Source organism: Mesorhizobium sp. WSM4810, from assembly GCF_055811235.1.
In genome coordinates this window covers 199,520-221,606 of the sequence record NZ_JBVVQV010000002.1, presented here as the reverse complement: position 1 = coordinate 221,606, position 22,087 = coordinate 199,520, and the positions used below count along the sequence as shown (strand labels likewise).

The window sequence follows — 22,087 nt, the reverse complement described above, 5'->3', positions numbered from 1 at the left end:
GAAGCCGCCAACCTGCATCGTCCGCTGGGCTCAACTGCCGTCAGGCCGGTTGCGCGTCAGGCCGGCGCGATCGGCCTTGACGCCTCTGGAAACACACTGTTCGAGGCAGCGCGCATAGGCAAGCAATTCTTCGAAGCTGTGCCGATGTCGCCGGCCTTGTCGAACTGCTCAGCAAAACGGCGCCCTCGGCATAGCCGGGGGCGCCGCTGGACCGGGCCTGATGGGGGTATCAGGTGGCAGGTTTCTGTGGCAGCGGCGAGACAGGCATTCCCGGGCCGATCTTCTGCAGATTGCCTGTTATCACCTGGTCGCCTTCCGCTACGCCGCTCGAGATCGCCACCAGGTCGCCGTTGGTCGGCCCCAGCGAAACAATGCGCTGGTCGACAGTATTGTCCTTGCCGACGACGTAGAGATACTTGCCGAGCTGGCTCGATCCCAATGCCGTCTGCGGCACCATCAGTGCATCTGGCTGCTGCTTGATATGCAGCCTGACGCGAACATATTGGCCCGGCAGCAGCGTGAACTTGGCATTGCCGATCGTCGCGCGTGCGGTGATGGTGCCGGTCGAGCGATCGACCGTGTTGTCGATGAAGGTGAGCTGACCTCTCTGGCGCGGTTCCGTATCGCCGGGAAGCAGGACGTCGACATCGATGGCTCCCGTCGCGCGGGCTTCCTCGATCTGCGCCAGATCCGTTTCGCTCGGATTGAAGGTGACATAGATCGGGTCGAGCTGCACCAGCGTGTTGAGCACTGTGCCGGCGACGCTGACCAGCGTTCCGACCGAGGCCTGGTTGCGGCCGACGCGCCCGGCGAACGGCGCCTTGATTTCCGAATAGCTCAGATTGAGCTCGGCGGTCCGCACAGCCGCCTGGTTGACGGCGAGCGATGCTTGGGCCTCGCGCAAGCTGCTGGTGCGCTGGTCGAACGCATCCTTGGCGATGTATCCGCTCTTGGCCAGTTCGGTGCCGCGACCAAGGTTGGATCGTGCATAGTCGAGCGTTGCCTCGTCGCGCTGGACCTGAGCCTTCGCCTGTTCAAGGGCAGCCTGGAAATCTTCTGGAGCGATCTTGTAGAGAAGGTCGCCCTTCTTGACATCGCTGCCGTCGGGCGCGACCTGCTCCTGCAGATACCCCGGCACGCGCGCCTGCAGCGTGATGCTGCGGATCGGCTCGGTGCGAGCGGCATAGTCGAGATAGATCGGGATCGTCTTCTTGACGACGCTCACCACTGGCACCGGCATGACAAAAGCCGCGGGCTCGGGCGCCGCGGGCTCAGGCGTTGCCGCCCCTGCCGTGCCGGCGTTGAGGCCGAAATTACCCATGTCGAGCAAGTGGACGCTGGCCATCGAGACCGCCCCCACGGCAACAGCCGCTCCCAACGCAATTTTCCATTTACGCATGATCATTCTCCAATTCTATTCGGCCGCTTCGGCCAATCGCTCGAAAGCGGGTTCGGCAGTTGGTTCAGTCGGTTCGGCGACAGGCTCGCTCTTGCTGCCGCGCTCGCGCAGCTGCTCGATCACCGCGTAGAAGACCGGCACGAACACCAGCGACAGGATCGTCGCTGCGACCATGCCGCCAAAGACGGTGGTGCCGATCGACTGGCGGCTGGCTGCACCGGCACCTGTCGAGAACATCAGCGGCAGCACACCGAGGATGAACGCGAAGGCGGTCATCAGGATGGGCCGCAGCCGCAGGCGCGCCGCTTCCATTGCGGCGTCGACGATGCTGAGACCTTCCTCGCGCCGGCGCCGGGCAAACTCCACGATCAGAATGGCGTTCTTTGCCGCCAGCCCGATCAGCATGACGAAACCGATCTGCGAATAGACGTCGATCTGCATGCCGCGCATAAGCAAGGCGACAAAGGCGCCGAACAGGGCAAGCGGCACCGCGAGCAGGACCATGAAGGGCATGGCCCAGCTCTCATATTGGGCGGCAAGGATCAGGAAGACGAAGACCATGGCGAGACCGAAGACGATCGAGGCGATCGATCCGGCCTTGAGCTCCTGATAGGTGATGCCCGTCCATTCGTAGCCGAAATCCTTCGGCAGCGCCGTGGCGGCGGCACGTTCCATCGCAGCGACCGCCTGGCCCGAGGAGAAGCCGGGTGCGGCACCGCCATTGATCAGGGCCGACGCATTGTTGTTGTAATGCGGGACGGTTTCCGGGCCGACGATAGGCACCAGCTTGCCGAGCGTGCTCAACGGCACCATGCCGCCGGAGGCATTGCGCACATAGAGCCGCGAAATGTCGGCCGCACCCGCACGCGCATCCTTGTCGGCCTGGATCGTCACCCGGAAGGTGCGGCCGAACAGGTTGAAGTCGTTCACATAGAGCGAGCCGAGATAGATCTGCAGTGTGTTGAACACGTCGGGCAGGCTGAGGCCGAGCAGCTTCGCCTTGTTGCGATCGAGGTCGTAGTTGAACTGCGGCGTCGAGGTCGAGAACGACGAGAACAATTGCTGCGGGTTGAGCTCGGGCTGTTTGCGCGCTTCGGCCAGCACGGCTTGCGTCGCATCGTTGAGCGCAGCGCTGCCGCGACCGGTCAGGTCCTCCACCTGGAATTCGAAGCCGCCGGTCGTGCCGATGCCCGGGATCGAAGGCGGGTCGAAACTCAGCGCGAAGGCTTCAGGAAGTTCCATGAGCTTCGAGCGCACGTCGGCGACGAGCTTCGAGGCGCTCTGGTCAGGGCCGCGTTCGTCCCATGGCTTCAGGATGGCGAATTCCACCGCCGAGTTCGACTGGGCGGCACTGGTGAGGAAGTTCAAGCCGCTGATCGAGCCGACGATATCGACACCAGGCGTGTTCTGCAGGATCTCGCGTGCCTTCCGCGCCACCGCGTCGGTGCGTTCCAGCGACGCCCCATCCGGCAATTGGATGACCACGAAGAAATAGCCCTGGTCCTCGACCGGAAGGAAGGTCGAGGGCAGGCGCTGCCAGACGAAATAGGTCGCGACAAGCCCAGCCGCGAATATGCCGAGCATGATCCAGCGCAGGCGGATGAGGAAGCGCACACCATTGGCATAGGCATGCGACAGCCGATCGAAGCCCGTGTTGAACCAGCGGAACAGCACGAATTGCGTGGCCGGGCGGTGGCGCAGGAAAGCGGCGCTCAGCGCCGGGGTGAGCGTCAGCGAGACGAAGGCGGAGATGCCGAAGGAGATCGCCACCGTCAGGGCAAATTGATTGTAGAGCCGGCCAGAAACGCCGGGTATGAAGGCGACCGGCACGAACACGGCCATCAGCACGGCGGTTGTGGCGATGATCGGGCCGGTGACCTCGGCCATCGCCGCGCGCGTCGCAGCCAGCGGTTTTAGGCCGGCCTCCAGCTGGCGTTCGACATTCTCGACGACGACGATCGCGTCATCGACGACGAGTCCGATCGCCAGCACCATGCCGAGCAGGCTGAGCATGTTCAGCGAGAAGCCGAACATGTACATGACGACGAGCGTGGCCACCAGCGACACGGGAATCGCGATCGTCGGGATGATCGTGGTGCGCCAGCTCTGCAGGAAGATGAACACCACCGCGACGACCAGGACCAGCGCCTCGCCGAGCGTGACCACCACGTCGTGCATCGACGCCGAAACGAAACGTGTCGTATCGTAATGCATGGCGTAGCTGACGCCCTTGGGGAAGCGGGCCGACAATTCCTGCATCTTGTCCTTGACGCGCTGCTGCAGATCGAGCGCGTTCGAGCCCGGCATCTGGTAGACCGCGAGCACCACGGTCGGGTCCTCGCCGAAGAACGCCGACGACGAATATTGCAGGGCGCCGAGTTCGATGCGCGCGACGTCGCGCAACCGCACCAGCGAACCGTTCGCGGCATCGGCGCGCACGATGATATCGCCGAATTCCTTGGGATCGCTCAGTCGGCCAACCGCGTTGACCTGCATTTCGAAAGCGGTGCCGGCCGGCGCCGGCGACTGCCCGATCTTGCCGGCCGCGACCTGGACATTCTGCTCGGCGATGGCGTTTTGGACATCGACGGCGGTGATGCCGAGATTGGCGAGCTTGTCGGGATCGAGCCATACGCGCATCGAATAGCGCCGCTCGCCGAAGATCTGCACGTCGCCGACGCCGGGCAGGCGCTTCAGCGGGTCGACGACTTGCAGGTAGGCGAGGTTGCTGAGCGCGACCGGATCGACAGAGCCATCGGGCGAGGTGAGGTTGACGATCAGGACGAAGTTCGGGTTCTGCTTCTTGATCGTCACGCCGCCCTGGTTGACGATGGCAGGCAGCGAGGACGCCGCCTGTGACACGCGGTTCTGGACGTCGACGGCGGCGGTGCTCAGGGGATAGCCGACCTCGAAGGTGACGGTGATCGTCGAGGAGCCGTCATTGGAACTCGACGACGACATGTAGGTCATGCCTTGAACGCCGTTGATCTGCTGTTCGAGCGGCGTCGTGACGGTGTCGGCCACAACTTGCGCACTGGCGCCCGGATAGTTGGCGCTGACCACCACCTGAGGTGGCGTGATGTCGGGAAACTGCGAGACAGGCAGCAGGAAATAGCAGATCGTCCCGGCGAGCACCATGATGATGGCGATCGACGATGCGAAGATCGGACGGTGGATGAAGAAATTTACCATGACACGCACGCCTCGCCCGATGCTCTTGCCTGGCCAAAGGCCTTGGCTACCCTTGACAGCCGCCGGCTGCGGCTTTGCCCGGAATCTTCCAGGAAACGAGGCGGCGCCTTGCGGCCGCGGAGCTGCGCATCCGCAAGGGTACGCAGCATCGTCTCGAAAGCGTGCGGGTCGACACGGTCGGCTTTCATCAGCATCCGGATCATCGGATCCTTCACAACATCGTCGATCGTCAAATCTTTGCGCTGCGACATCGTAGCGGCTCCTGGCTTGGCGATCTGCGGCGTACGCCGCCGCAGATCGGGTGGTCTTCCTGTTCGCGGCCAAAGTCGCCTGGGGCGCAGTTTCATGCCTGGGCCGATTTGGCGGAGGCTGTTCACAAGCGCCTGCGAGATTGACACGAGGCAATGAGGGTGTTACCAGTAAGTAACATCTAGAAGTTACAGACCGGTAACACCCTAGTCAAGAGGTGTGCCGAGGGATTTTTCGGAAATCCCGGAAACCAAGGAGGTTTTGATGGAAGACGGCACTGCGGAACGCATCCGCCCCCGGGATCGCATCCTGGAGACGGCACGGGATATGTTCCACAAGCATGGCATCAAGGGCGTCGGCGTCGACGCGATCACTGAGGCCGCCGGTACCAACAAGATGACGCTCTACCGTCATTTCGAGTCCAAGGACGATCTGGTCATCGAGTGCCTGCGGGCGACCGCATGCAGCGCCAACGCGATGTGGCAAAAGTTCGAGGCGGAGCATCCGGGCGACAAGCTTGCGCAACTGCATGCCTGGGTCCGGATGGCAGCCGATTGCCTGATGATGGACGGCCGCGGTTGCGACATGGCCAACGCCGCCATCGAGTTGAGCGAGACCGACCATCCGGCCCGTCGGGTAATCAAGGAACTCAAGCAGGCTCAGCGCGACCGCCTCGTCGGCCTGTGTCGGGATGCCGGCATCGGCCAGGCAGAGCTTCTCGCCGATACATTGTCGCTACTGCTTGAAGGCGCCCGTGTCAGCCTGCAAAGCGTCGGAGCCGAAGGCCCCAGCGCGCAGTTTGTCCGCATGGCGGAAGGCCTGATCACCTCGTTCAGGGCCAGATAGTCTCGCAAGCGGCGAAACGATCGCTGGCGTGTCATTGCAAGCCGCGCCGCGAGTACTCTTTTGCCTTGGCATGTGCTGTCATCTCACGTCTCCGTTGCCGGTCTGTCGCCGCGCTCTTGCGCGCGGCGGTCGCTGCTGGTTGTGAGCAGGCTAGGCCCGATAGCGAATTGGTGAGATTGACAAGTGTGGCGGGATTCCAATGGGGCTGCGGCGCTGCCCGAACCAGCCATTGGCGATTGCCGCCGCCTTGCCCGACACCCAAGAACAAAAAAAGCCCGCTGCCGGGAGGAGGTGGCAGCGGGCTCGATTTCGAATACGACGCGGGAGGAGGTGCGCCGCACTCAGCGTCGGCATCGCATCTGGGAGGAGTAGATGGCCGACAACTGCGAAACTAGCGGTTGCCCAATGATTCGGCAATAGCAAAAGATGCATAGCAGATGTGCAGATTCGCGCTATCAACCGAATATTACCATCGCCGCGACCAACCGTGGCGCTTGCGTGGCATCACTGGACCGGAACGTTCTCCTTGAAGATCAGGCGCGGTTCGATGAATTTCCGCGTCAGATAGGGCGCCGAGGAAGCGATCGAGCCGAGCAGGCGAATGACTGATTGCTCGGCGATCAGCCGTGCATTCTGGTCGATGACGACATCGAGCAGATCGTCGACGAGATAGCCGCGTGTCGCCCTTGTCAGGTCGTGACAGATGAACACCGGCTTCCTTTGCGGCTTGGCTTCCAGCAGCGCTTTCGCCACGCCAGAGCGTCCGGCGCCGACGCAATAGATGCCGAGCAGTTCCGGCTCGTTGTGCAGCGCCTTCATCGTCGCCGTGTAGCTGATATCAGGCTCGTCGTTGATCTCGACGGCGCTGGTCACGGTCAAATTGCGGAACTCCTCGCTGAGCACCGAGCGAAAGCCCATTTCGCGTTCTTCATGCCCGCGATAGGAGCGTGAGCCGACGATCATTGCCAGATGGCCCGTGCGGCCGCCCAGGAAACGTCCCATCAAAAGGGCTGCGGTGCGCCCGGCGACACGGTTGTCGATGCCGACATAGGCCGATCGCGGCGCGCCCGGAACGTCCGACACCAGCGTGACCAGGCGGATGCCGGCTTCGACGATCTCGCGCAGGATGTTGCGCGTTCTCGGGTGATCGATCGCAATGACACCGACGCCGTTCGCCCTAAGCGAGAGGTTTTCGACGGCCGCCTGCAACGCGTTCGGCGAGATCCCGGCGAGCTTGTGGATCCGACAGGAGGCGACAAGTGGCAAGCGTGCGGCATAGTCCTCGATATGATTTGCCAGATCCGTCATGAAGGCGTTCGAGCCGATCGGCAGGAAGAACTCGAGATGCGCCGGCCGCGAGGGCAGCGTGACCTGATCCACGACCGGCAGATAGCCAAGCTGCTTGGCCGCCTCCATCACCCGCTGCCGGTTGGCGGCGCTGGCGCCCGGCCGGTTGTTCAGCACCCGGTCGACCGTCGCGGTCGACAGCCCGCAGCTTCTGGCGATGTCCGCAACGGTGGCTTTCATAGTCGCAGTCATAGGAGCCGATGTGATCTTGTACCAGAGATACGGCCAACCCGGCTTCCAACTGGCCACTCAGCCTTGTGGTTGCTTCCCCTGCGCGATGGCGTCGTGGATCTCCTTGTCGGACATGCCGGTGATGATCCGTTCGACTTCGGCGACGTTGGTGTTCTTCGGATCGATATCGTCGGCAACCACCTTGCCGCGGCGCATGACGACGATGCGGTCGACCACCTGGAAGACGTGGTGGATGTTGTGGGCGATGAAGATGCAGGAATGGCCCGAATCGCGGGCGCTGCGCACGAAGCTCAGCACACCTTGCGTCTCGGCGACGCCGAGATTGTTGGTCGGCTCGTCGAGGATGATGAGGTCGCTGTCGAAATGCATGGCGCGCGCGATCGCCACCGCCTGCCGCTCGCCGCCTGAGAGTGAGCCGATTGGTGTGGTCGGCGGGATGTCCTTCGAGATGCCGACCTGCTTGAGCAGATCGCGGGCAATCACGTTCATCGCCTCCTGGTCCATACGGTTGAGGAAACGCGGCGGCTTGATCGGCTCGCGCCCGAGGAACAGGTTGCGCGCGATCGACAATTGCGTGACCAGTGCGGAGTCCTGGTAGATCGTCTCGATGCCGTGGGCGATGGCGTCGCTGGTGCTGCGCAAGTCCACGTTCTTGCCGCGGATGAAGATGTCGCCGCTGGTCAGCGGGACCGCACCCGACAAGACTTTGATCAGCGTCGACTTGCCGGCGCCATTGTCGCCGAGCAGACCGACGATCTCCTTTTCGTTAACATGGAAATTGGCGTCCACCAGCGCTTGCACGCGCCCGTAGGACTTGCGGATGTTTTCCATGCGGACAAGCGGCTCAGCCATGGTTCAAGTCCCCGCCTGATGCCGGCGTTCCAGCCATGAGTGGAGCGCCATCATGCCGAGGATGATCGCGCCGATGAAGATGTTGTAGGCAAGCCCAGGCACGCCGATCAGCACGATGCCGTTGCGCATCACGCGCAGGATCAGGATGCCGAGCACAGTACCGATGATGGTGCCGCGTCCGCCGGTCAGCGCGGTGCCGCCGATCACCACCATGGCGATGACTTCGAGCTCGTAGCCGGTGCCGCTGTTCGGGTTGGCGGCCGAAGTGCGCAGCGAGCTGATGACGCCGGCAAGCGAGGCCATGATCGACGACAGGATGAACAGGCCGATCTTGACGCCGCTGACATTGACGCCGCGCGCCCTTGCCGCATTGGGGTTGCCGCCGGCCGCCTGGATCCAGTTGCCGGTGCGGCTCTGCGTCAGCACGTAGCCAAGTGCGATCGCGGCTGCGATGAACCAGAACAGCGACATGTAGATACGAAACGGCCCGATGAAGAAATCACCGACCAGCGCCTCGGCGAGCCAGCTGCCTTCGGCGCTCCAGGTCCGCTGCGGGAATCCGCTGGTGACGAACAGAGCGGTGCCGCGCACCACCAGCAGCATGCCGAGCGTCACCAGGAAGGACGGTATCTTGAGTTGCGTCACGAACCAGCCATTGACCAGCCCGATGAAGGCGGCAACCAGCAAGGCCAACACAAAGCCGGCCTCCAGCGAGGTGAGGCCGCTGTTGAAGAGCGTCCACATCAAGACGGGCGAGAAGCCGAACAGCGATCCGACGGAGAGGTCGAATTCGCCTGAAGTCATCAACAGCGTCATCGCCAGCGCGATCAGGCCGAGCTCGACCGTGAAGGCGAGTATGTTGCTGATGTTCTGCGGTGACAGGAAGTCGTGGTTGAACCCCCAGAACACGACAAGCTCGACGACGAGCAGCACGAAGGGCCCGAATTCCGGCCTGGCAATCGAGCGTTGGACGATGGAACTGTTTTCCACGTTGGACCCGCGACATGGTTGGAACTGGCCAAGTCCGGCGCCGCATGAGGCGGTTCGAGGCTCAGCGGGATGATGGGGATGATCGCTGCGGCAAGCGCGCCCGCGACCATCCCGATCGCGGTTTTATTTGCCGGACAGGATGTCGTCGTAGACCTGCGCGGTGTCCTTTTCGTAGAGCGCGCCGGTGATCACGTCGAAGCCGGGCGGAATGCCGCTGGCGGCCATGTTGGCGATCGAAAGCGCCACATAGCTGGTCGCCTGCGGATCCTGCCACTGCGCGGCATTGACGTAGCCGGTCAGCACCTCCTGGGTGGTGTCGAGCGAGTTGCCCCAGCCGACGACCGGGATTTCGCCCGGTTTGATGCCGGCCTGGTCGAACACCCGCTTGATCGAGCCGGTCACCAGGTCGCCAAGACCGATGATCGCCTTGACCTTGGCCCTGTTGGCGGTGAGATAGTCGACCATGCGGTTGATTGCTTCGGCCTGGTCGAGCGTGGCTTCGGTGATTTCATAGGTGATGCCGAGCGGCTCGAAGACGCTCTTGATGCCCTCTTCTTCCTGGACGCCATAGGTGGCGCCGGGGATTTCAACCGGCATCCAGACAAAATCGCCCTTCTTCACCAGGCCCTTGTCGACCAGATACTGAGCCCAGTTCTTGCCGAAGGTGACGTTGTCGCCGCCGACATAGGCGTTGAAGTCCGCCTTCGGATCGGGCGTGTTGAAGTTGATGATCGGGATGTTTGCCGCTCGTGCCTCCTTGACGAGCTCGACAAGGCTTCCCGGGTCGGGGCTGGTGGTGGTGATGCCGTCGGCCTTTGCCGCGATGGCGGCGCGAACAGCCTCCTGCTGGGACGACACGTCGCCATTGTGGAACGAGGTGTTGACGGTGTTGCCGGTGTCCGTCGCCCATTGCTTGGCGCCGGCGAGGAAGTAGGTCCAGACCGGGTCGGCCGGGCCGCCATGCGAAATCCAGTAGAAGGTCTTGGCCTGTGCCGCCGCCGGAATCGCCAGCGCCACGATCAAGCCGAATACAAATAGTCGTAGCCTCGTCAGCATTTGATTTCCTCCCATTTTGAAAACGTCCTCCAGCTCCGGCGACGATCACGGCAAGCCTGACCGTATTCTTGCCAGCGGCGATCTGGATGCATCAGAGCATCCGCTTTTTCGATCAATGGCAAGCCTCCATTTGCCAGTGGTAGTTGGCGCACGACAATGCGCCATCAGCCATCCCATCAGATCGCATCAGTTTGGCTGATATCTTTTGCGGCAAGCGGCCTCGGCGCCGAAGACGAGGCGCAGGCGGGACGGAAGCTAAATGAGGTCGGCCCTGGCAAGGTCGCGCATCAGATGGCTGGCGCCGTAGGTCCAGTGGGGACAGTCGGGAGACAGCCGTACCCGGTTGATCAGGGCGCCGAATTTCTCCGATGAGATGGTGACGATGTCGCCGACCTTGTGCGTGAAGCCCTTGCCCTTTTCGCCGCGGTCCTTCGACGGCACGAACATGGTGCCGAGATAGAGCGCCAGCCCGTCGGGGTACTGGTGATGCGGGCCCATGGCGGCGGCGACCAGTTCTTCGGGCGAGCGGCTGATCTCGGCCATCGAACTGGCGCCCTCCAGCGAGAAACCATCCTCGCCCTCGACCTTCAGCCGCACGGTGGCCTGCTTCACGTCACCAATGGAAAAGGTATCGTCGAACAGCCGGATGAACGGGCCGAGCGCGGCCGAAGCGTTGTTGTCCTTGGCCTTGCCGAGCAACAGCGCCGAGCGCCCTTCGACGTCGCGCAGATTGACGTCGTTGCCGAGCGTGGCGCCGACGATCTTGCCGCTGCCGGCGGCGATCATGGCGATCTCCGGCTCGGGATTGTTCCAGGTGGAGACCGGATGCAGGCCGACATCGGCGCCGAAGCCGACCGACGCCATCGGCTGGCATTTGGTGAAGATTTCGGCATCGGGGCCGATGCCCACTTCCAGATATTGCGACCAGGCGCCGCGCTGGATCAGCTTGGTCTTGATCTCCATCGCCTCCGGCGAGCCTGGCTTGAGCTTCGACAGATCGTGGCCGATCAGCCCGGCAATGTCGGCGCGAATGGCGTCGGCTTTTTCCGCGGAGCCGCGCGCCTGCTCCTCGATGACCCGTTCGAGCAGGCTGACGACGAAGGTGACGCCCGATGCCTTGACCGCCTGCAGGTCGACCGGAGAGAGCAGGTACGGCTTTTGCGGATCGCGCGCGGCCTGGAAACTGTTGGCGGCGATTGCATCGAGCGATCCGATCGGTTCGCCCTCGGCGGCGTGGACGTAGCCTGCTGGGTCCGGCATCTCGCAGACGTCGCGCACGGTTGGTGCCATGCTGGAGGTGATGTCGAAGACCGTGCCGCCGCGTACCGTGACCACCAGCGGATGCGATGCTTCGCTCGTCCGGGCGCGGCCGATGAAGAGGCCCTCGTCGGGCAGGAGGGTGGCGTTCGTCATGGCTTGCGGTCCTCTGCTATCTTGTTCTGCGTCGTCGCTGCGGACCAATGGTTCAACAAAAGCCTGGCCGCGGCGGCGGCACTTTCAACAAATTCCCGCCAAAGGTCTATCCCGTTCCTCGCGATCGAGCCCTGCGCTGCATTTCGCATCGGCGGACGCCGTCCTCTTCAAAGGCTCTTTCAAAATCATGAAATCGTCACTAGGATTTTCATTTGACGAAGTACATTCAGGTGACTCTTGCCCCTACCGTTTTCCGATCCGATCTGGCAGAAGCCGCCGGCGGCCCCTGCGTTCCGGTCGCTTTTTCCCGGCGGCCAGCGTGCCGATGTCGTCATTGTGGGTGGCGGGATTCTCGGTCTGTCGACAGCCTTGCATGCAGCCCGGTTCGGCCTTGCCGTGCAGGTGCTGGAAACCGGCGAAATCGGCCAAGGCGCATCGGGCCTGAATGGCGGTCAGGTCATCCCCGGCCTGAAATATGATCCGGAATGGCTGCTGGAGCATTTTGGCTCCGAACGCGGCGAGATCCTCGTCAATTTTGCCGCCTCGACGGCGGACGCCGTCTTCGAATTGATCCGCGACGAGAAACTGGCGGTGCCGTTCGTCCGCAATGGCTGGATTCAGGCAGCGCACACCGAGACGGCGCTGAAGGCGGCGGCGAACAGGGACCGGCAGTGGCGGAACCTTGGCGCCGATGTCCGGCTTCTGAGCCAGACCGAGATCGCCGCGTTGACTGGCGCGCAGCGCTATCTCGGTGGCTGGCTCGACCGCCGCGCCGGCGTGATTGATCCGCTTGCCTACACGTCGGAACTGGCACGGATCGCCTCGGCCGCGGGCGTGAAGATCGCCGAACACCAGAAGGTGATACGCCTCGACAACAACGCCGGCAATTGGCGCATCTCGACGGAGGGCGGCGCCGAATTGCAGGCCAAAGCGGTCATTCTGGCGACGAACGCCTATACCGGCGACCTGCTCCCTGGTCTCGCCGAAACGATCGTTCCGCTGCACTCCTTCCAGATCGCGACAGCACCGCTGCCGTCCCATCTGGCGGCCGGGATTTTACCGGAAGGGCAAGCAGTATCGGACTCACGTCGCATCCTCGTTTATTACCGCAAGAGTGCCGACGGGCGGCTGGTGCTCGGCGGGCGCGGCCGAATGGCGCTGCCGACCAGCGAAAGTGATTGGGCGCATCTCGAGCGCGCGCTGCTCCGGCTCTATCCGGCGCTATCCGGAGTCGCCATCGAAAAGCGCTGGTTTGGCCGGGTGGCGATGACGTCGGATCACCTCCCGCATATCCACGAGCCCGAGCAGGGCCTGATGGCAGTGGTCGGCTGCCAGGGCCGTGGCGTCGGCCTGATGACCGCGCTTGGCGAGCGCATTGCTGGCTATCTGGCGAGCGGCGACGCCAGGCAATTGCCGTTCCCGGTTTCGCAGATCCGGCCGATCCCATTCCACGTCTTTCGGCAGGTCGGCGTGGCCGCGACGATCGCCTGGTATCGTATGCTGGATGCATTCGAGCGCTGATTTTATGCCGATGCAGGAATCAGCTTGACAGTTTCATGATTATGAAAAATTCTTGAGTGATTTCAAATTTCGATGGGCAACCCCGATGTCGACCATCGTTGCAAGGCAGCCGCTGCCGGAGTCCCGATCCTCGACGGGTGTCCGGTTGGCCATGCTGCTGCCGGGCGGGCTGGTCACCTTCTTCCTGATCCTGTTTGCCCTCGGCCTCGTGGTTTTCCTCGCCCTTCGCGGCAATGACGGTTCGCTGCTGGGCGCCGGTTTCACTTTTGCGAATTTCATCACCGTGGCATCCGACCCGCTCTACTGGACGGTAACGCTGCGCTCGCTGGCCATTGCCGGCCTGGTGACGCTGGCGACGGTCGTCACCGCCTATCCCGTCGCCTACTACCTTGCCTTCCATGCCGGACGGCGGCGCGGGCTGCTGCTGTTTCTGGTGACGCTGCCGTTCTGGACCAGCTATCTCTTGCGCGTTTTCGCCTGGAAGATCGTGCTTGCCTACAATGGCGTGCTGAACTCGGCGCTCATCGAAAGCGGCATCTGGTCCGAACCGACACTGGCGTTTCTCAACACGCCGGCCGCCGTCGTCGTCACGCTGGCTCACGCCTATGCGCCGTTCGCCATCCTGCCTATCTATGTGGCGCTGGACACGATCCCGAAATCGCTGCTCGAAGCTGCTTCCGATCTCGGCGCCAGACCGTTCACCAGCTTTCGCCGCGTCGTGCTGCCGAATTCGATGCCGGGGGTGCTGGCGGCGGCTCTCGTCGTCTTCGTGCCGACGGTCGGCGATTATGTCACCCCGGCGCTGGTCGGCGGCCCTGCCAGCACCATGATCGGCTCGCTGATCCAGGCCCAGTTCGGCAAGGCAAATGACTGGCCGTTCGGCGCAGCACTCGCCGTTGCCGTCATGCTGGTCATCCTTGCCGTGGTGCTGGTCGTGCGTTCCGCCGACCGCAGATTTGGCAGCCGCACATGAGCGCCGCGCGCATAGACGCAACGCAAGGTGGCCGCTGGCTCGGCGCCTACGTGCTTGTCTATCTGGTATTCCTCTATTTGCCGATCTCGCTGATCCCGCTGTTTTCCTTCAACGATTCGATCCAGGCGGCGTTTCCGCTGCAAGGCTTCACGTTTGAATGGTACACGATGCTGTCCGGCAATTCGGCGCTGTCCGGCGCGCTTGCCAACAGCCTCGTCATCGGTGCAATTGCCGCCACCGGTGCCACGCTCTGCGGCATCACCGTGTCCTACATGGATCTTTTTGGCCGTTCGCCGCTTGCCTTCACGATCAGCGCTATCGCGCGGCTGCCGATACTGATCCCCGGCGTCATCGTCGGCATCTCGCTGCTGATCCTGGTCAACCTCATTGGCTTCGGTCCGTCACGCACCGCCATCGTGCTCGGCCACATATTGGTGGCGCTGCCGACGACGGTGGTGATCATGAAAAGCCGCTTCGCCGCTATACCCAAAACCATCCACGAGGCGGCACTCGATCTCGGCGCCTCCGACTGGACGACATTCAGGCGGGTCATGCTGCCGCTCAGCCTGCCCGCCATTGTATCAGCGTTCATGCTGGCCTTCCTGATCTCCTTCGACGAGTTCATCGTCGCCTTCTTCCTCGCCGGCACCGAACCGACCTTGCCGCTTTATATCTGGAGCCAGCTGCGTTTCCCGAAATCGCTGCCGACCGTCATGGCACTGGGCACGGCCATCCTGGCCGTGTCCTTCGTCATCGCGGCAATTGCCGAAATCCTGCGCCATCGCGGGCTCGCCGCCGCTCAGCGGCCAGTGCCCGCCAACCTGCCCAAACCAGAAGAAACCGAAAGAGGAGAACTGCAATGGCATTCGACCTGAAATCGATATATCGCAAGACAGTCCAAGCCGGATTGGCAGCCTTCGCGCTGGCGCTTTCGTCGACCGTCGCGCTTGCGGCCGACAAGCTGCAATATTTCACCTGGTCGGGCTACGAACTTCCCGACTTCAACAAGAGCTTCCTCGCCGCACACCCCGATGGCGTCGAGGCCTCGATGTTCGGCGACGACGATGACGCCTTCACCAAGGTCAAGACCGGTTTCCGTCCTGACGTCGCGCATCCCTGCTACGACAAGGTGGCGCGCTGGAACAGGGAAGGCCTGCTGCAGCCAATCGACACCAAGCGCATCAAGAACTGGGATTCGATCTTTCCGGTTTTCAAGAACCTGCCCGACCTGCAGGCCGGCGACGGCAAAGTCTGGATGGTGCCGTGGGACTGGGGCAACACCTCGATCCTTTACCGCACCGATCTGGTGAAGAACCCGGAGCCGAGCTGGAACCTTTTGTGGGACAAGCAATATGCCGGGCGCATGGCGACGATCGATGCCGTCCACGACACGCCGGTGGTGGCGGCGCTTCTCGCCGGTGTCAATCCGTTCGACATGACGCCGGAACAGATGGAAAAGGTGGCTGAAAAACTGCGCGAGCAGCGCCCGCTGCTCTCCAACTACACCACCGACATGACCTCGGTCGAACAGGCGCTGGCGAGTGGCCAGTTGGTCGCCGCCATGACCTGGAACGCGTCGGCCACCTCGCTGAAGAAGCAGGGCGTGCCGGTCGAGTTCATGAAGCCTAGGGAAGGCATGCTGACCTGGTCGTGCGGCTTCGTCATGCTCAAGGACGCCAAGAATGTCGACCTCGCCTATGATTTCATCAACAGCCGGCTGGAGACGGATTCGGGAAAATACCTGATTCAGACCTATGGTTACGGCAGCTCAAACAGCTCGGCCTTCGCCGCGGTGCCGAAGGAGGAACTGGAAAAGCTGCAACTGCCGTCCGATCCGGAAGTGATGCTGAAGACTACGGTCTTCACCGGGCCGATGAAACAGAATGACGAACTCGCCAAGATGTTCGAGAAGGTCAAGGCAGGCGGCTGAGTTCGCTCTTCCTTCTCCCTTGTGGGAGAAGGTGGATCGGCGCGTAGCGTCGAGACGGTAGAGGGGTGCTGGACAGAATGCGGGGTTTGCCAAGCTGGAACACCCCTCATCCGTCCGAGCGGAGCCTGTCCTCGGGCTTGCCGGAGGCAAGACCCGTGGGCTCGGCCACCTTCTCCCACAGGGGGAGAAGGGAAAATGCTGGCGAACGAGGAAGTATGCATGGATATACTGGACCAAGCGGCTGAAAAGCCGAAAGACGACGCCGATGTGCGGGTCGGCCGGCGCGTGCGGGCGCTCAGGCTGGAACGCAGTCTTTCGCTGGCCGAGCTTGCCGCCAAGGCCGGCGTTTCGATCGGTGCGCTCAGCCAGATCGAGCGCGGCTTGTCCTCGCTTCGCGTCAAGGTGATCTGGCCGCTCGCCGCCGCTCTCGACATCGAGCCGTCGGCGCTGATTGCTGACGGCAACGATGTCGTCAGCGATCTCTATTGCGTGCGCGCCAACAGTCGGCGCCAGATCCCGGTGAAGTCGGAAGGCATCGCCAAGGCGCTGCTGTCGCCGCCGGCCGCTACGCTCACCGGCATGCTGGTGACGGTAGAAGCCGGTGGCGGCACCGTCGAAGCCTACGCCCATCCCGGCCACGAATTCGGTTTCGTCCTGTCGGGCGAGGTCGAACTCGTGATCGATTCAACCACCTACGGGCTGAAGACCGGCGACAGCTTCGCCTTCAAGAGCACCTTGCTGCATGCCTTCCGCAATCCGGGCGCCGAGCGCTGCCAGATCCTCTGGGTCAACACGACCAAGCCGTCCGAGGTTCGCGATGGCGCCTGATCCTCTCGTCCGGCTGGAGGCGGTGTCGAAGATTTTCCCCGGCGGCATTGTCGGCCTCGACGCCGTCGATCTCAACATTGCCCGCGGCGAGTTCCTGACCTTGCTCGGCCCATCTGGCTGCGGCAAGACCACTAGCCTGCGGGTGATCGCAGGATTCGAAAGCCCGTCGAGCGGACGGGTGCTGCTCGACAGCCGTGACATTACTTCGCTGCGGCCGTTCGACCGTCCCGTCAACACCGTGTTCCAGGACTATGCGCTGTTTCCGCACATGGACGTCGCCGAAAACGTCGGCTTCGGCCTGTCGCTGCGCAAGCTTTCCGGGGCAGAACAGGCAAAGCGCGTCGGCGAAGCGCTCGACATGGTTGGCCTTGCCGAGAAGCTCGGCGCCCGCGTGTCCGAATTGTCTGGCGGCCAGCGTCAGCGCGTCGCGCTTGCCCGTGCGATTGTCTGCGAACCACGTGTGCTGCTGCTCGACGAGCCGCTGTCGGCGCTCGATGCGCATCTGCGCGAACAGATGCAGGTCGAATTGAAGCGGCTGCAGTCGCGGCTCGGCACCACTTTCGTCATGGTCACCCACGACCAGACCGAGGCGCTGTCGATCTCCGACCGTATCGTCGTCATGAACAAGGGCCGCATCGAGCAGATTGCGCCGCCGGCCACGCTCTACGATCGGCCCGCCACCAAATTCGTCGCCAGTTTCATCGGCACGATGAACCTGCTGCAGTCGCGCTTTGTCGGCCGTGACGGCGATCGGTTGCGTTTCGCCGCCGGCGCCCTGCCGCTCGAAGCCACGTCGGAAACCGGCGAAGTGCCGGGAGAAGGCGCGGTGCGAACCATCGGAGTGCGTCCGGAGGATCTTTTGGCGGCGACCGAAGCAGCGACCGGCACCGCGCCGGTGCGGGTGAGCAGCATCGTCTTTCACGGCCGCACCTTGCGCCTGCACGCCGAATTGGGGCAGGGGATACCAGTGGTGATCGATGCGCCACGCCGGGCGGAAGGTTTTCAATTCAGCGTCGGCGACGTGGCGCATATCAGCCTGCGCCGCGGCGCTAACTGCCCTATGCTGCCCATCTAACCCTATCCTTCCACAAAACCGGAGGCACTACCCATGAGCAATCACCTGAACTTCTTCATCGACGGAAAATGGGTCGCGCCCGTGGTGCCGGCGACGCTGGATGTGATCGATCCGTCCACCGAAGAGGCCTACACCAAAATCTCCGTCGGCTCGAAGGCCGATGTGGACCGCGCCGTGGCAGCGGCGAAGGCGGCCTTTCCGGCCTTTTCGCAGACCAGCAAGGCCGAGCGCCTGACGCTGCTGAAGCGCATCCTAGAAATCTACAACGAGCGCTACGAGAATATCGCCCAGGCTGTCAGCCAGGAGATGGGCGCGCCGATCACCTGGGCGCGCCAGGCGCAGGCCTGGGCGGGCAGGGCACATATGGAAGCCACTATTCATGCGCTGGAGGATTACGAATTCAGCGAGAAGCGCGGCACCACCATGGTGGTCAAGGAGCCGATCGGCGTTTGCGCGCTGATCACGCCATGGAACTGGCCGCTCAACCAGATCGTCTGCAAGGTGGCGCCGGCGATCGCCGCGGGCTGCACGGTCGTGCTGAAGCCTTCCGAGATCGCGCCGATCAGCGGCATCGTCTTTTCGGAAGTGATGGAAGCCGCCGGCACGCCGAAGGGGGTCTACAACATGGTCAACGGCACCGGTCCGGATGTCGGACAGGTCATGGCCGGACATCCCGATGTCGACATGGTTTCCTTCACCGGCTCGACCCGGGCCGGCATCATCGTCGCCAAGACGGCGGCCGAGACGGTCAAGCGCGTGGCGCAGGAACTCGGCGGCAAATCGCCCAACATCGTGCTTGCCGATGCCGACTTCGAGAAGGCCGTGCGCAAGGGCGTCAACGCCTGTTTTGGCAACAGCGGCCAGTCCTGCGATGCGCCGACGCGCATGCTGGTGCCGGCCGCCCGCCACGATGAGGCGCTGCTGATCGCCAAGAAGGCGGCCGAGGCGCACAAGGTCGGCGATCCGCGCTCGGAAGACACCAGGCTCGGGCCGGTGGTCTCCAATATCCAATTCGACAAGATCCAGCGGCTGATCGAGGCCGGCATCGCCGAGGGTGCAACGCTGGTCGCCGGCGGTCCCGGCCGGCCGGAGCATCTTAATCGCGGTTATTACGTGCGGCCGACCGTCTTCGGCCACGTCACGCCGGGCATGACCATCGAGCGGGAAGAAATTTTTGGGCCGGTGCTTTCGGTCATCTCCTATGATGACGACGATGACGCGGTGAAAATCGCCAACGACACCGTCTATGGCCTCGCCGCCTACGTGCAATCAGGGGATATCGACCACGCGCGAAAAGTCGCCGGCCGGCTGCGCGCCGGGCAGGTCTCGATCAACTATCCGGAGTGGGACACCTTCGCGCCGTTCGGCGGCTACAAGCAATCCGGCAACGGCCGCGAATATGCCGATTGGGCGATCCACGATTTCCTCGAGATCAAGGGCATCATCGGCTACGGCGCGTAGGGCTTAACCCGAACAGCGCCGCGCATCCAAGAAGGTCGCTGTAGCGGGTCATCTGAGCTATTCGGCGGCTTCGCGGACAGGGATCAGGCGCCGCTCGACCTGCTGGAGATGCAGGCGCATCGCTGCCGCCGCGCCGCCGAGGTCACGCTCGGCGATCGCCTCGACGATCCGTTCATGGTCGGCGAAGCTGTGATGGTCTGCCGGAGGGCGGGCGCCTTCTGAACGGAGACGTCCCCAGACCACGGTGCGGCGCACGGCGTTCAGCACGTCGAACAGGCCGAGCAGCACATTGTTGCGGCTCGCCTGCGCAATCTGCCGGTGGAGCAGATTGTCGACATTCTCATATTGCCGCCACGTGACGGCCTCCCGCGTCTGCACCAGCGATTGCCGCATCGCGGCGATATCCGAAAGCGTGGCGTGCAGCGCCGCTTCGCGCGCAATTTCGGGCTCAAGGATGAGGCGCGCGCGCATCACGTCGGCCGGATTGGTGCGCCCGGCGATTTCCGAAATGCCGATCGTCTCCTCGACCGGCCCGCTGCCGACGAAGGTGCCCCTGCCGACGTGACGCCAGATGCGGCCGTCCTTCTCGAGCACCGCCAGCGCCTTGCGCAGATCGCCGCGCGATACGCCGAGGCTCTCCGACAGTTCCCGCTCGGCAGGCAGCCGCGTCTCACCGGCATGATCCATCTGGGCAAGATAGGCCTGCAGCTGAACCAGGGCGGCGTGGCCGCCATTACCGGGATCGTCCATCAATTTAACCAATCCGCATATGATTTCCCTTGTCGGTGTTAAAACGATTAGCTCAAACCGTCAACTCCCGAGTTTTCTGGGCACACCCGTTCGATACGGTGCAGTTTCTCCTTGACCAATCCGTCCCATAGTCTTAACCAATCAAGGAAATGGTTACAAAAAACGGGAGGAATGACAATGGCCGGCGTGTCCAGACGTACCATCCTTGCCACCGCTTTCGCCGCGGTCCTGGCATGTGCAGCGCCCTTGTCGGCCGCAAATGCGGGCGACATGCGCATCGCATTCGGCGACCTTCCGGGCATCGAATCCATCCAGACGCTCGCCGCGATAGAGCGCGCCAAGGAACGCGGCGTGAATGTCGAGCTCATTGTTCTCAATGACGAGGATCTGGCTGCCCAAGCCATTGTCGGCGGCCAGGCCGATGTCGGCATCGGCGCGCCCTATACCTTGATCCAGAAGGTGGGCGTGCCGATCCGCATTTTCGCGCAGATATCGACGCTGCGCTTCTTTCCCGTCGTCAACAGCGAATTCTACAAGGAATGGAAGGATCTCGACGGGCAGGAGGTCGCCGTCCAGGCGCGCGGCTCCGGCACCGAGGCGGTCATGCTGCTGATGGCGAAAAACCACGGCATCAAGCTCGGCAACATCAGCTATGTCCCGGGTTCCGAGGTTCGCCGCAATGCGCTGCTCCAAGGGACCATCAAGGCGTCGATCGTCGATGCCGCCAACCGGCGTGCGCTCGAGGCCGAAGCCCCCGGCAAGTTCATCGTTCTGCCGGTCGAGGATCTCGGCGCCTCTGACGAAGCGCTTTTCGCGACCGCGGACTATCTGAAGAACAACGCCGCCGACGTCGACATCCTGGTCGAGGAACTGATGAAGACCGCGCGCGAGATCACCGCGAACCCCGCGGTCGCCGTCGAGCTTCGCAACAAATATAAACTGCTGCCGGATCTCGGCGCTGAAGCCGACAGCGAAATCACCGAATACTACAAGGAAACCGCGGAAGCCGGCAGCCTTGCGCTGAACGGCGGCGGAGCCGATGCAGCCAAGGACGACTTTGCCTTCTTCAGCCTTGCCGGCCAGATCGAAGGCGATCCCGCCAGCCTCAAGGTCGAGGACTTTTGGGACGTCTCCGCAATCGACCGCGCCGTCGCCAAGCTCGGCAAGAAATAGGCGCTCAAGCGGATGGCCGTAAGCATCAGAACCGACGGCGAGGCTGCCGGCCTCGCTCCTCTTTCCAATCGCAGCGCAACGGGCGCATCGTGGGACCAGCCGGTCCTGCTCAGGCTGGTGTCGATCGCCCTGTTCGCGGGAATCTGGGAGGTGGCCGGGCGTATTCCCGTCAGCTTCGCTTTCCCGACCTTTTCCGACACGGTCGTCGCGTTCTTCGGACTGCTCGCCGACGGCAGCCTGGCGACCGCCTACCTTTCGACGCTGCAGCCGCTGGTGCTTGGCGTTGTCCTGTCGGCGTTCCTGGGTGTCGGCCTCGGCACGATCTGTGGCCTGTGGCGCACCGGCGAATGGCTGGTGATCCCTGTGTTCATCGTGCTTCAGGCAGCACCGGTCGCCGCCTTCATTCCGATGGTCACCTTTGTCTATGGAATAGGCATGACCGCCAAGACGCTCGCCGTCATGATCCTGGCGCTGCCGGTCATCGTGCTCAACACCTACAAGGCCGTGCGCAACGTCAACGAGTCGCTGCTGGTCATGTGCCGATCCTTCCTCGGCACCCGCTGGCAGACCGTCGCCAAGATCATCCTTCCGGACGCCAGCCCGGTGATTTTTGCCGGCTTGCGCCTCGGCGTCGCTGCCGGCTTCGTCGGCGTGGTGCTCGCCGAACTGCTGATCACCCCGACCGGCATCGGCGACCTCATCACCTTCCACCGCTCGCGCGCCGACTACGCCGAGATGTACGCAACAATCGCCTCGATCATTGCGCTTTCCACCCTGACGCTCGTCTTTCTGCAGTGGGTGGAAGTCCGCGTTTTCAGGCCCGAGAGCAGAGGTGCTTAA

General features: G+C 63.1%; 19 protein-coding genes. 10 read left to right on the top strand and 9 right to left on the bottom strand.

The features are described from left to right. Positions 1-229: 229 nt before the first annotated feature. The 3 genes from AC0L3O_RS03850 to AC0L3O_RS03840 are packed head-to-tail and all read right to left on the bottom strand — an operon-like array spanning position 230 to position 4,842. A complete protein-coding gene (locus AC0L3O_RS03850) occupies positions 230-1,399 on the bottom strand; it encodes an efflux RND transporter periplasmic adaptor subunit (protein ID WP_128171977.1) in 1,170 nt (389 codons plus the stop codon). A gap of 15 nt (positions 1,400-1,414) precedes the next feature. Beyond that, positions 1,415-4,591, bottom strand: a complete 3,177-nt coding sequence (locus AC0L3O_RS03845) for an efflux RND transporter permease subunit (RefSeq protein WP_473522578.1) — start codon at positions 4,589-4,591, stop codon at positions 1,415-1,417. Then, on the bottom strand, positions 4,585-4,842 hold the full coding sequence (locus AC0L3O_RS03840; RefSeq protein WP_027152252.1) for a hypothetical protein: 258 nt from the start codon (positions 4,840-4,842) through the stop codon (positions 4,585-4,587). Before AC0L3O_RS03840 ends, AC0L3O_RS03845 begins: the two co-directional genes overlap by 7 nt. A 262-nt stretch (positions 4,843-5,104) precedes the next feature. Here AC0L3O_RS03840 and AC0L3O_RS03835 point away from each other — a divergent pair, with 262 nt between their 5' ends. Next, positions 5,105-5,686 carry a TetR/AcrR family transcriptional regulator gene (locus AC0L3O_RS03835; protein WP_023799451.1) on the top strand — a complete coding sequence of 194 codons (582 nt, stop codon included), beginning with the start codon at positions 5,105-5,107 and terminating at the stop codon, positions 5,684-5,686. Positions 5,687-6,190: 504 nt separating this feature from the next. On the opposite strand, the gene AC0L3O_RS03830 is transcribed toward AC0L3O_RS03835, so the two are convergent. The 5 genes from AC0L3O_RS03830 to AC0L3O_RS03810 all read right to left on the bottom strand — a co-directional run bounded on the left by AC0L3O_RS03830 (position 6,191) and on the right by AC0L3O_RS03810 (position 11,536). After that, positions 6,191-7,213, bottom strand: a complete 1,023-nt coding sequence (locus AC0L3O_RS03830; protein WP_287341476.1) for a LacI family DNA-binding transcriptional regulator — start codon at positions 7,211-7,213, stop codon at positions 6,191-6,193. A 69-nt stretch (positions 7,214-7,282) separates the two neighbouring features. Then, a complete protein-coding gene (locus AC0L3O_RS03825; RefSeq protein ID WP_473614851.1) occupies positions 7,283-8,077 on the bottom strand; it encodes an ATP-binding cassette domain-containing protein in 795 nt (264 codons plus the stop codon). A 3-nt stretch (positions 8,078-8,080) separates the two neighbouring features. After that, the gene (locus AC0L3O_RS03820; RefSeq protein ID WP_473533928.1) at positions 8,081-9,067 is read right to left on the bottom strand and encodes an ABC transporter permease; all 987 of its coding nucleotides are present in this window, start codon (positions 9,065-9,067) and stop codon (positions 8,081-8,083) included. A 123-nt stretch (positions 9,068-9,190) separates the two neighbouring features. Continuing rightward, complete coding sequence (locus AC0L3O_RS03815) at positions 9,191-10,123, bottom strand: substrate-binding domain-containing protein (protein WP_473614850.1); 933 nt, start codon at positions 10,121-10,123, stop codon at positions 9,191-9,193. Positions 10,124-10,378: 255 nt separating this feature from the next. Beyond that, positions 10,379-11,536, bottom strand: coding sequence for a fumarylacetoacetate hydrolase family protein (locus AC0L3O_RS03810; RefSeq protein WP_473530839.1), 1,158 nt, complete (start codon positions 11,534-11,536; stop codon positions 10,379-10,381). Positions 11,537-11,773: 237 nt separating this feature from the next. Between AC0L3O_RS03810 and AC0L3O_RS03805 the strand changes: the two genes are divergently transcribed. From AC0L3O_RS03805 to AC0L3O_RS03775, 7 genes are all read left to right on the top strand, one after another. Beyond that, complete coding sequence (locus AC0L3O_RS03805) at positions 11,774-13,057, top strand: NAD(P)/FAD-dependent oxidoreductase (protein WP_473614849.1); 1,284 nt, start codon at positions 11,774-11,776, stop codon at positions 13,055-13,057. An 85-nt stretch (positions 13,058-13,142) separates the two neighbouring features. Further along, positions 13,143-14,030 (top strand): ABC transporter permease, encoded by an 888-nt coding sequence (locus tag AC0L3O_RS03800; protein WP_473614847.1) that lies wholly within the window; start codon positions 13,143-13,145, stop codon positions 14,028-14,030. Continuing rightward, a complete protein-coding gene (locus AC0L3O_RS03795; protein ID WP_473530837.1) occupies positions 14,027-14,905 on the top strand; it encodes an ABC transporter permease in 879 nt (292 codons plus the stop codon). Before AC0L3O_RS03800 ends, AC0L3O_RS03795 begins: the two co-directional genes overlap by 4 nt. Next, positions 14,890-15,960 carry an ABC transporter substrate-binding protein gene (locus AC0L3O_RS03790; protein ID WP_473614846.1) on the top strand — a complete coding sequence of 357 codons (1,071 nt, stop codon included), beginning with the start codon at positions 14,890-14,892 and terminating at the stop codon, positions 15,958-15,960. Before AC0L3O_RS03795 ends, AC0L3O_RS03790 begins: the two co-directional genes overlap by 16 nt. A 219-nt stretch (positions 15,961-16,179) precedes the next feature. Further along, on the top strand, positions 16,180-16,788 hold the full coding sequence (locus AC0L3O_RS03785; RefSeq protein WP_473530836.1) for a cupin domain-containing protein: 609 nt from the start codon (positions 16,180-16,182) through the stop codon (positions 16,786-16,788). Then, complete coding sequence (locus AC0L3O_RS03780) at positions 16,778-17,863, top strand: ABC transporter ATP-binding protein (protein WP_287236933.1); 1,086 nt, start codon at positions 16,778-16,780, stop codon at positions 17,861-17,863. Before AC0L3O_RS03785 ends, AC0L3O_RS03780 begins: the two co-directional genes overlap by 11 nt. A gap of 33 nt (positions 17,864-17,896) precedes the next feature. Then, positions 17,897-19,324 carry an aldehyde dehydrogenase family protein gene (locus AC0L3O_RS03775; protein WP_287341486.1) on the top strand — a complete coding sequence of 476 codons (1,428 nt, stop codon included), beginning with the start codon at positions 17,897-17,899 and terminating at the stop codon, positions 19,322-19,324. A 57-nt stretch (positions 19,325-19,381) separates the two neighbouring features. On the opposite strand, the gene AC0L3O_RS03770 is transcribed toward AC0L3O_RS03775, so the two are convergent. After that, positions 19,382-20,074 (bottom strand): FadR/GntR family transcriptional regulator, encoded by a 693-nt coding sequence (locus AC0L3O_RS03770; RefSeq protein WP_023799437.1) that lies wholly within the window; start codon positions 20,072-20,074, stop codon positions 19,382-19,384. Positions 20,075-20,251: 177 nt separating this feature from the next. Between AC0L3O_RS03770 and AC0L3O_RS03765 the strand changes: the two genes are divergently transcribed. Together AC0L3O_RS03765 and AC0L3O_RS03760 are read left to right on the top strand one after the other, a co-directional pair. Next, complete coding sequence (locus AC0L3O_RS03765; protein ID WP_473474898.1) at positions 20,252-21,247, top strand: ABC transporter substrate-binding protein; 996 nt, start codon at positions 20,252-20,254, stop codon at positions 21,245-21,247. A gap of 12 nt (positions 21,248-21,259) precedes the next feature. After that, on the top strand, positions 21,260-22,087 hold the full coding sequence (locus tag AC0L3O_RS03760) for an ABC transporter permease (RefSeq protein ID WP_023799435.1): 828 nt from the start codon (positions 21,260-21,262) through the stop codon (positions 22,085-22,087).

Excerpts from the sequence above, each read along its gene's own strand:
- AC0L3O_RS03850 (WP_128171977.1), bottom strand. The coding sequence starts at position 1,399 with ATGCGTAAATGGAAAATTGCGTTGGGAGCGGCTGTTGCCGTGGGGGCG.
- AC0L3O_RS03845 (WP_473522578.1), bottom strand. The coding sequence starts at position 4,591 with ATGGTAAATTTCTTCATCCACCGTCCGATCTTCGCATCGTCGATCGCC.
- AC0L3O_RS03840 (WP_027152252.1), bottom strand. The coding sequence starts at position 4,842 with ATGTCGCAGCGCAAAGATTTGACGATCGACGATGTTGTGAAGGATCCG.
- AC0L3O_RS03835 (WP_023799451.1), top strand. The coding sequence starts at position 5,105 with ATGGAAGACGGCACTGCGGAACGCATCCGCCCCCGGGATCGCATCCTG.
- AC0L3O_RS03830 (WP_287341476.1), bottom strand. The coding sequence starts at position 7,213 with ATGAAAGCCACCGTTGCGGACATCGCCAGAAGCTGCGGGCTGTCGACC.
- AC0L3O_RS03825 (WP_473614851.1), bottom strand. The coding sequence starts at position 8,077 with ATGGCTGAGCCGCTTGTCCGCATGGAAAACATCCGCAAGTCCTACGGG.
- AC0L3O_RS03815 (WP_473614850.1), bottom strand. The coding sequence starts at position 10,123 with ATGCTGACGAGGCTACGACTATTTGTATTCGGCTTGATCGTGGCGCTG.
- AC0L3O_RS03810 (WP_473530839.1), bottom strand. The coding sequence starts at position 11,536 with ATGACGAACGCCACCCTCCTGCCCGACGAGGGCCTCTTCATCGGCCGC.
- AC0L3O_RS03800 (WP_473614847.1), top strand. The coding sequence starts at position 13,143 with ATGTCGACCATCGTTGCAAGGCAGCCGCTGCCGGAGTCCCGATCCTCG.
- AC0L3O_RS03795 (WP_473530837.1), top strand. The coding sequence starts at position 14,027 with ATGAGCGCCGCGCGCATAGACGCAACGCAAGGTGGCCGCTGGCTCGGC.
- AC0L3O_RS03790 (WP_473614846.1), top strand. The coding sequence starts at position 14,890 with ATGGCATTCGACCTGAAATCGATATATCGCAAGACAGTCCAAGCCGGA.
- AC0L3O_RS03785 (WP_473530836.1), top strand. The coding sequence starts at position 16,180 with ATGGATATACTGGACCAAGCGGCTGAAAAGCCGAAAGACGACGCCGAT.
- AC0L3O_RS03780 (WP_287236933.1), top strand. The coding sequence starts at position 16,778 with ATGGCGCCTGATCCTCTCGTCCGGCTGGAGGCGGTGTCGAAGATTTTC.
- AC0L3O_RS03775 (WP_287341486.1), top strand. The coding sequence starts at position 17,897 with ATGAGCAATCACCTGAACTTCTTCATCGACGGAAAATGGGTCGCGCCC.
- AC0L3O_RS03770 (WP_023799437.1), bottom strand. The coding sequence starts at position 20,074 with ATGGACGATCCCGGTAATGGCGGCCACGCCGCCCTGGTTCAGCTGCAG.
- AC0L3O_RS03765 (WP_473474898.1), top strand. The coding sequence starts at position 20,252 with ATGGCCGGCGTGTCCAGACGTACCATCCTTGCCACCGCTTTCGCCGCG.
- AC0L3O_RS03760 (WP_023799435.1), top strand. The coding sequence starts at position 21,260 with ATGGCCGTAAGCATCAGAACCGACGGCGAGGCTGCCGGCCTCGCTCCT.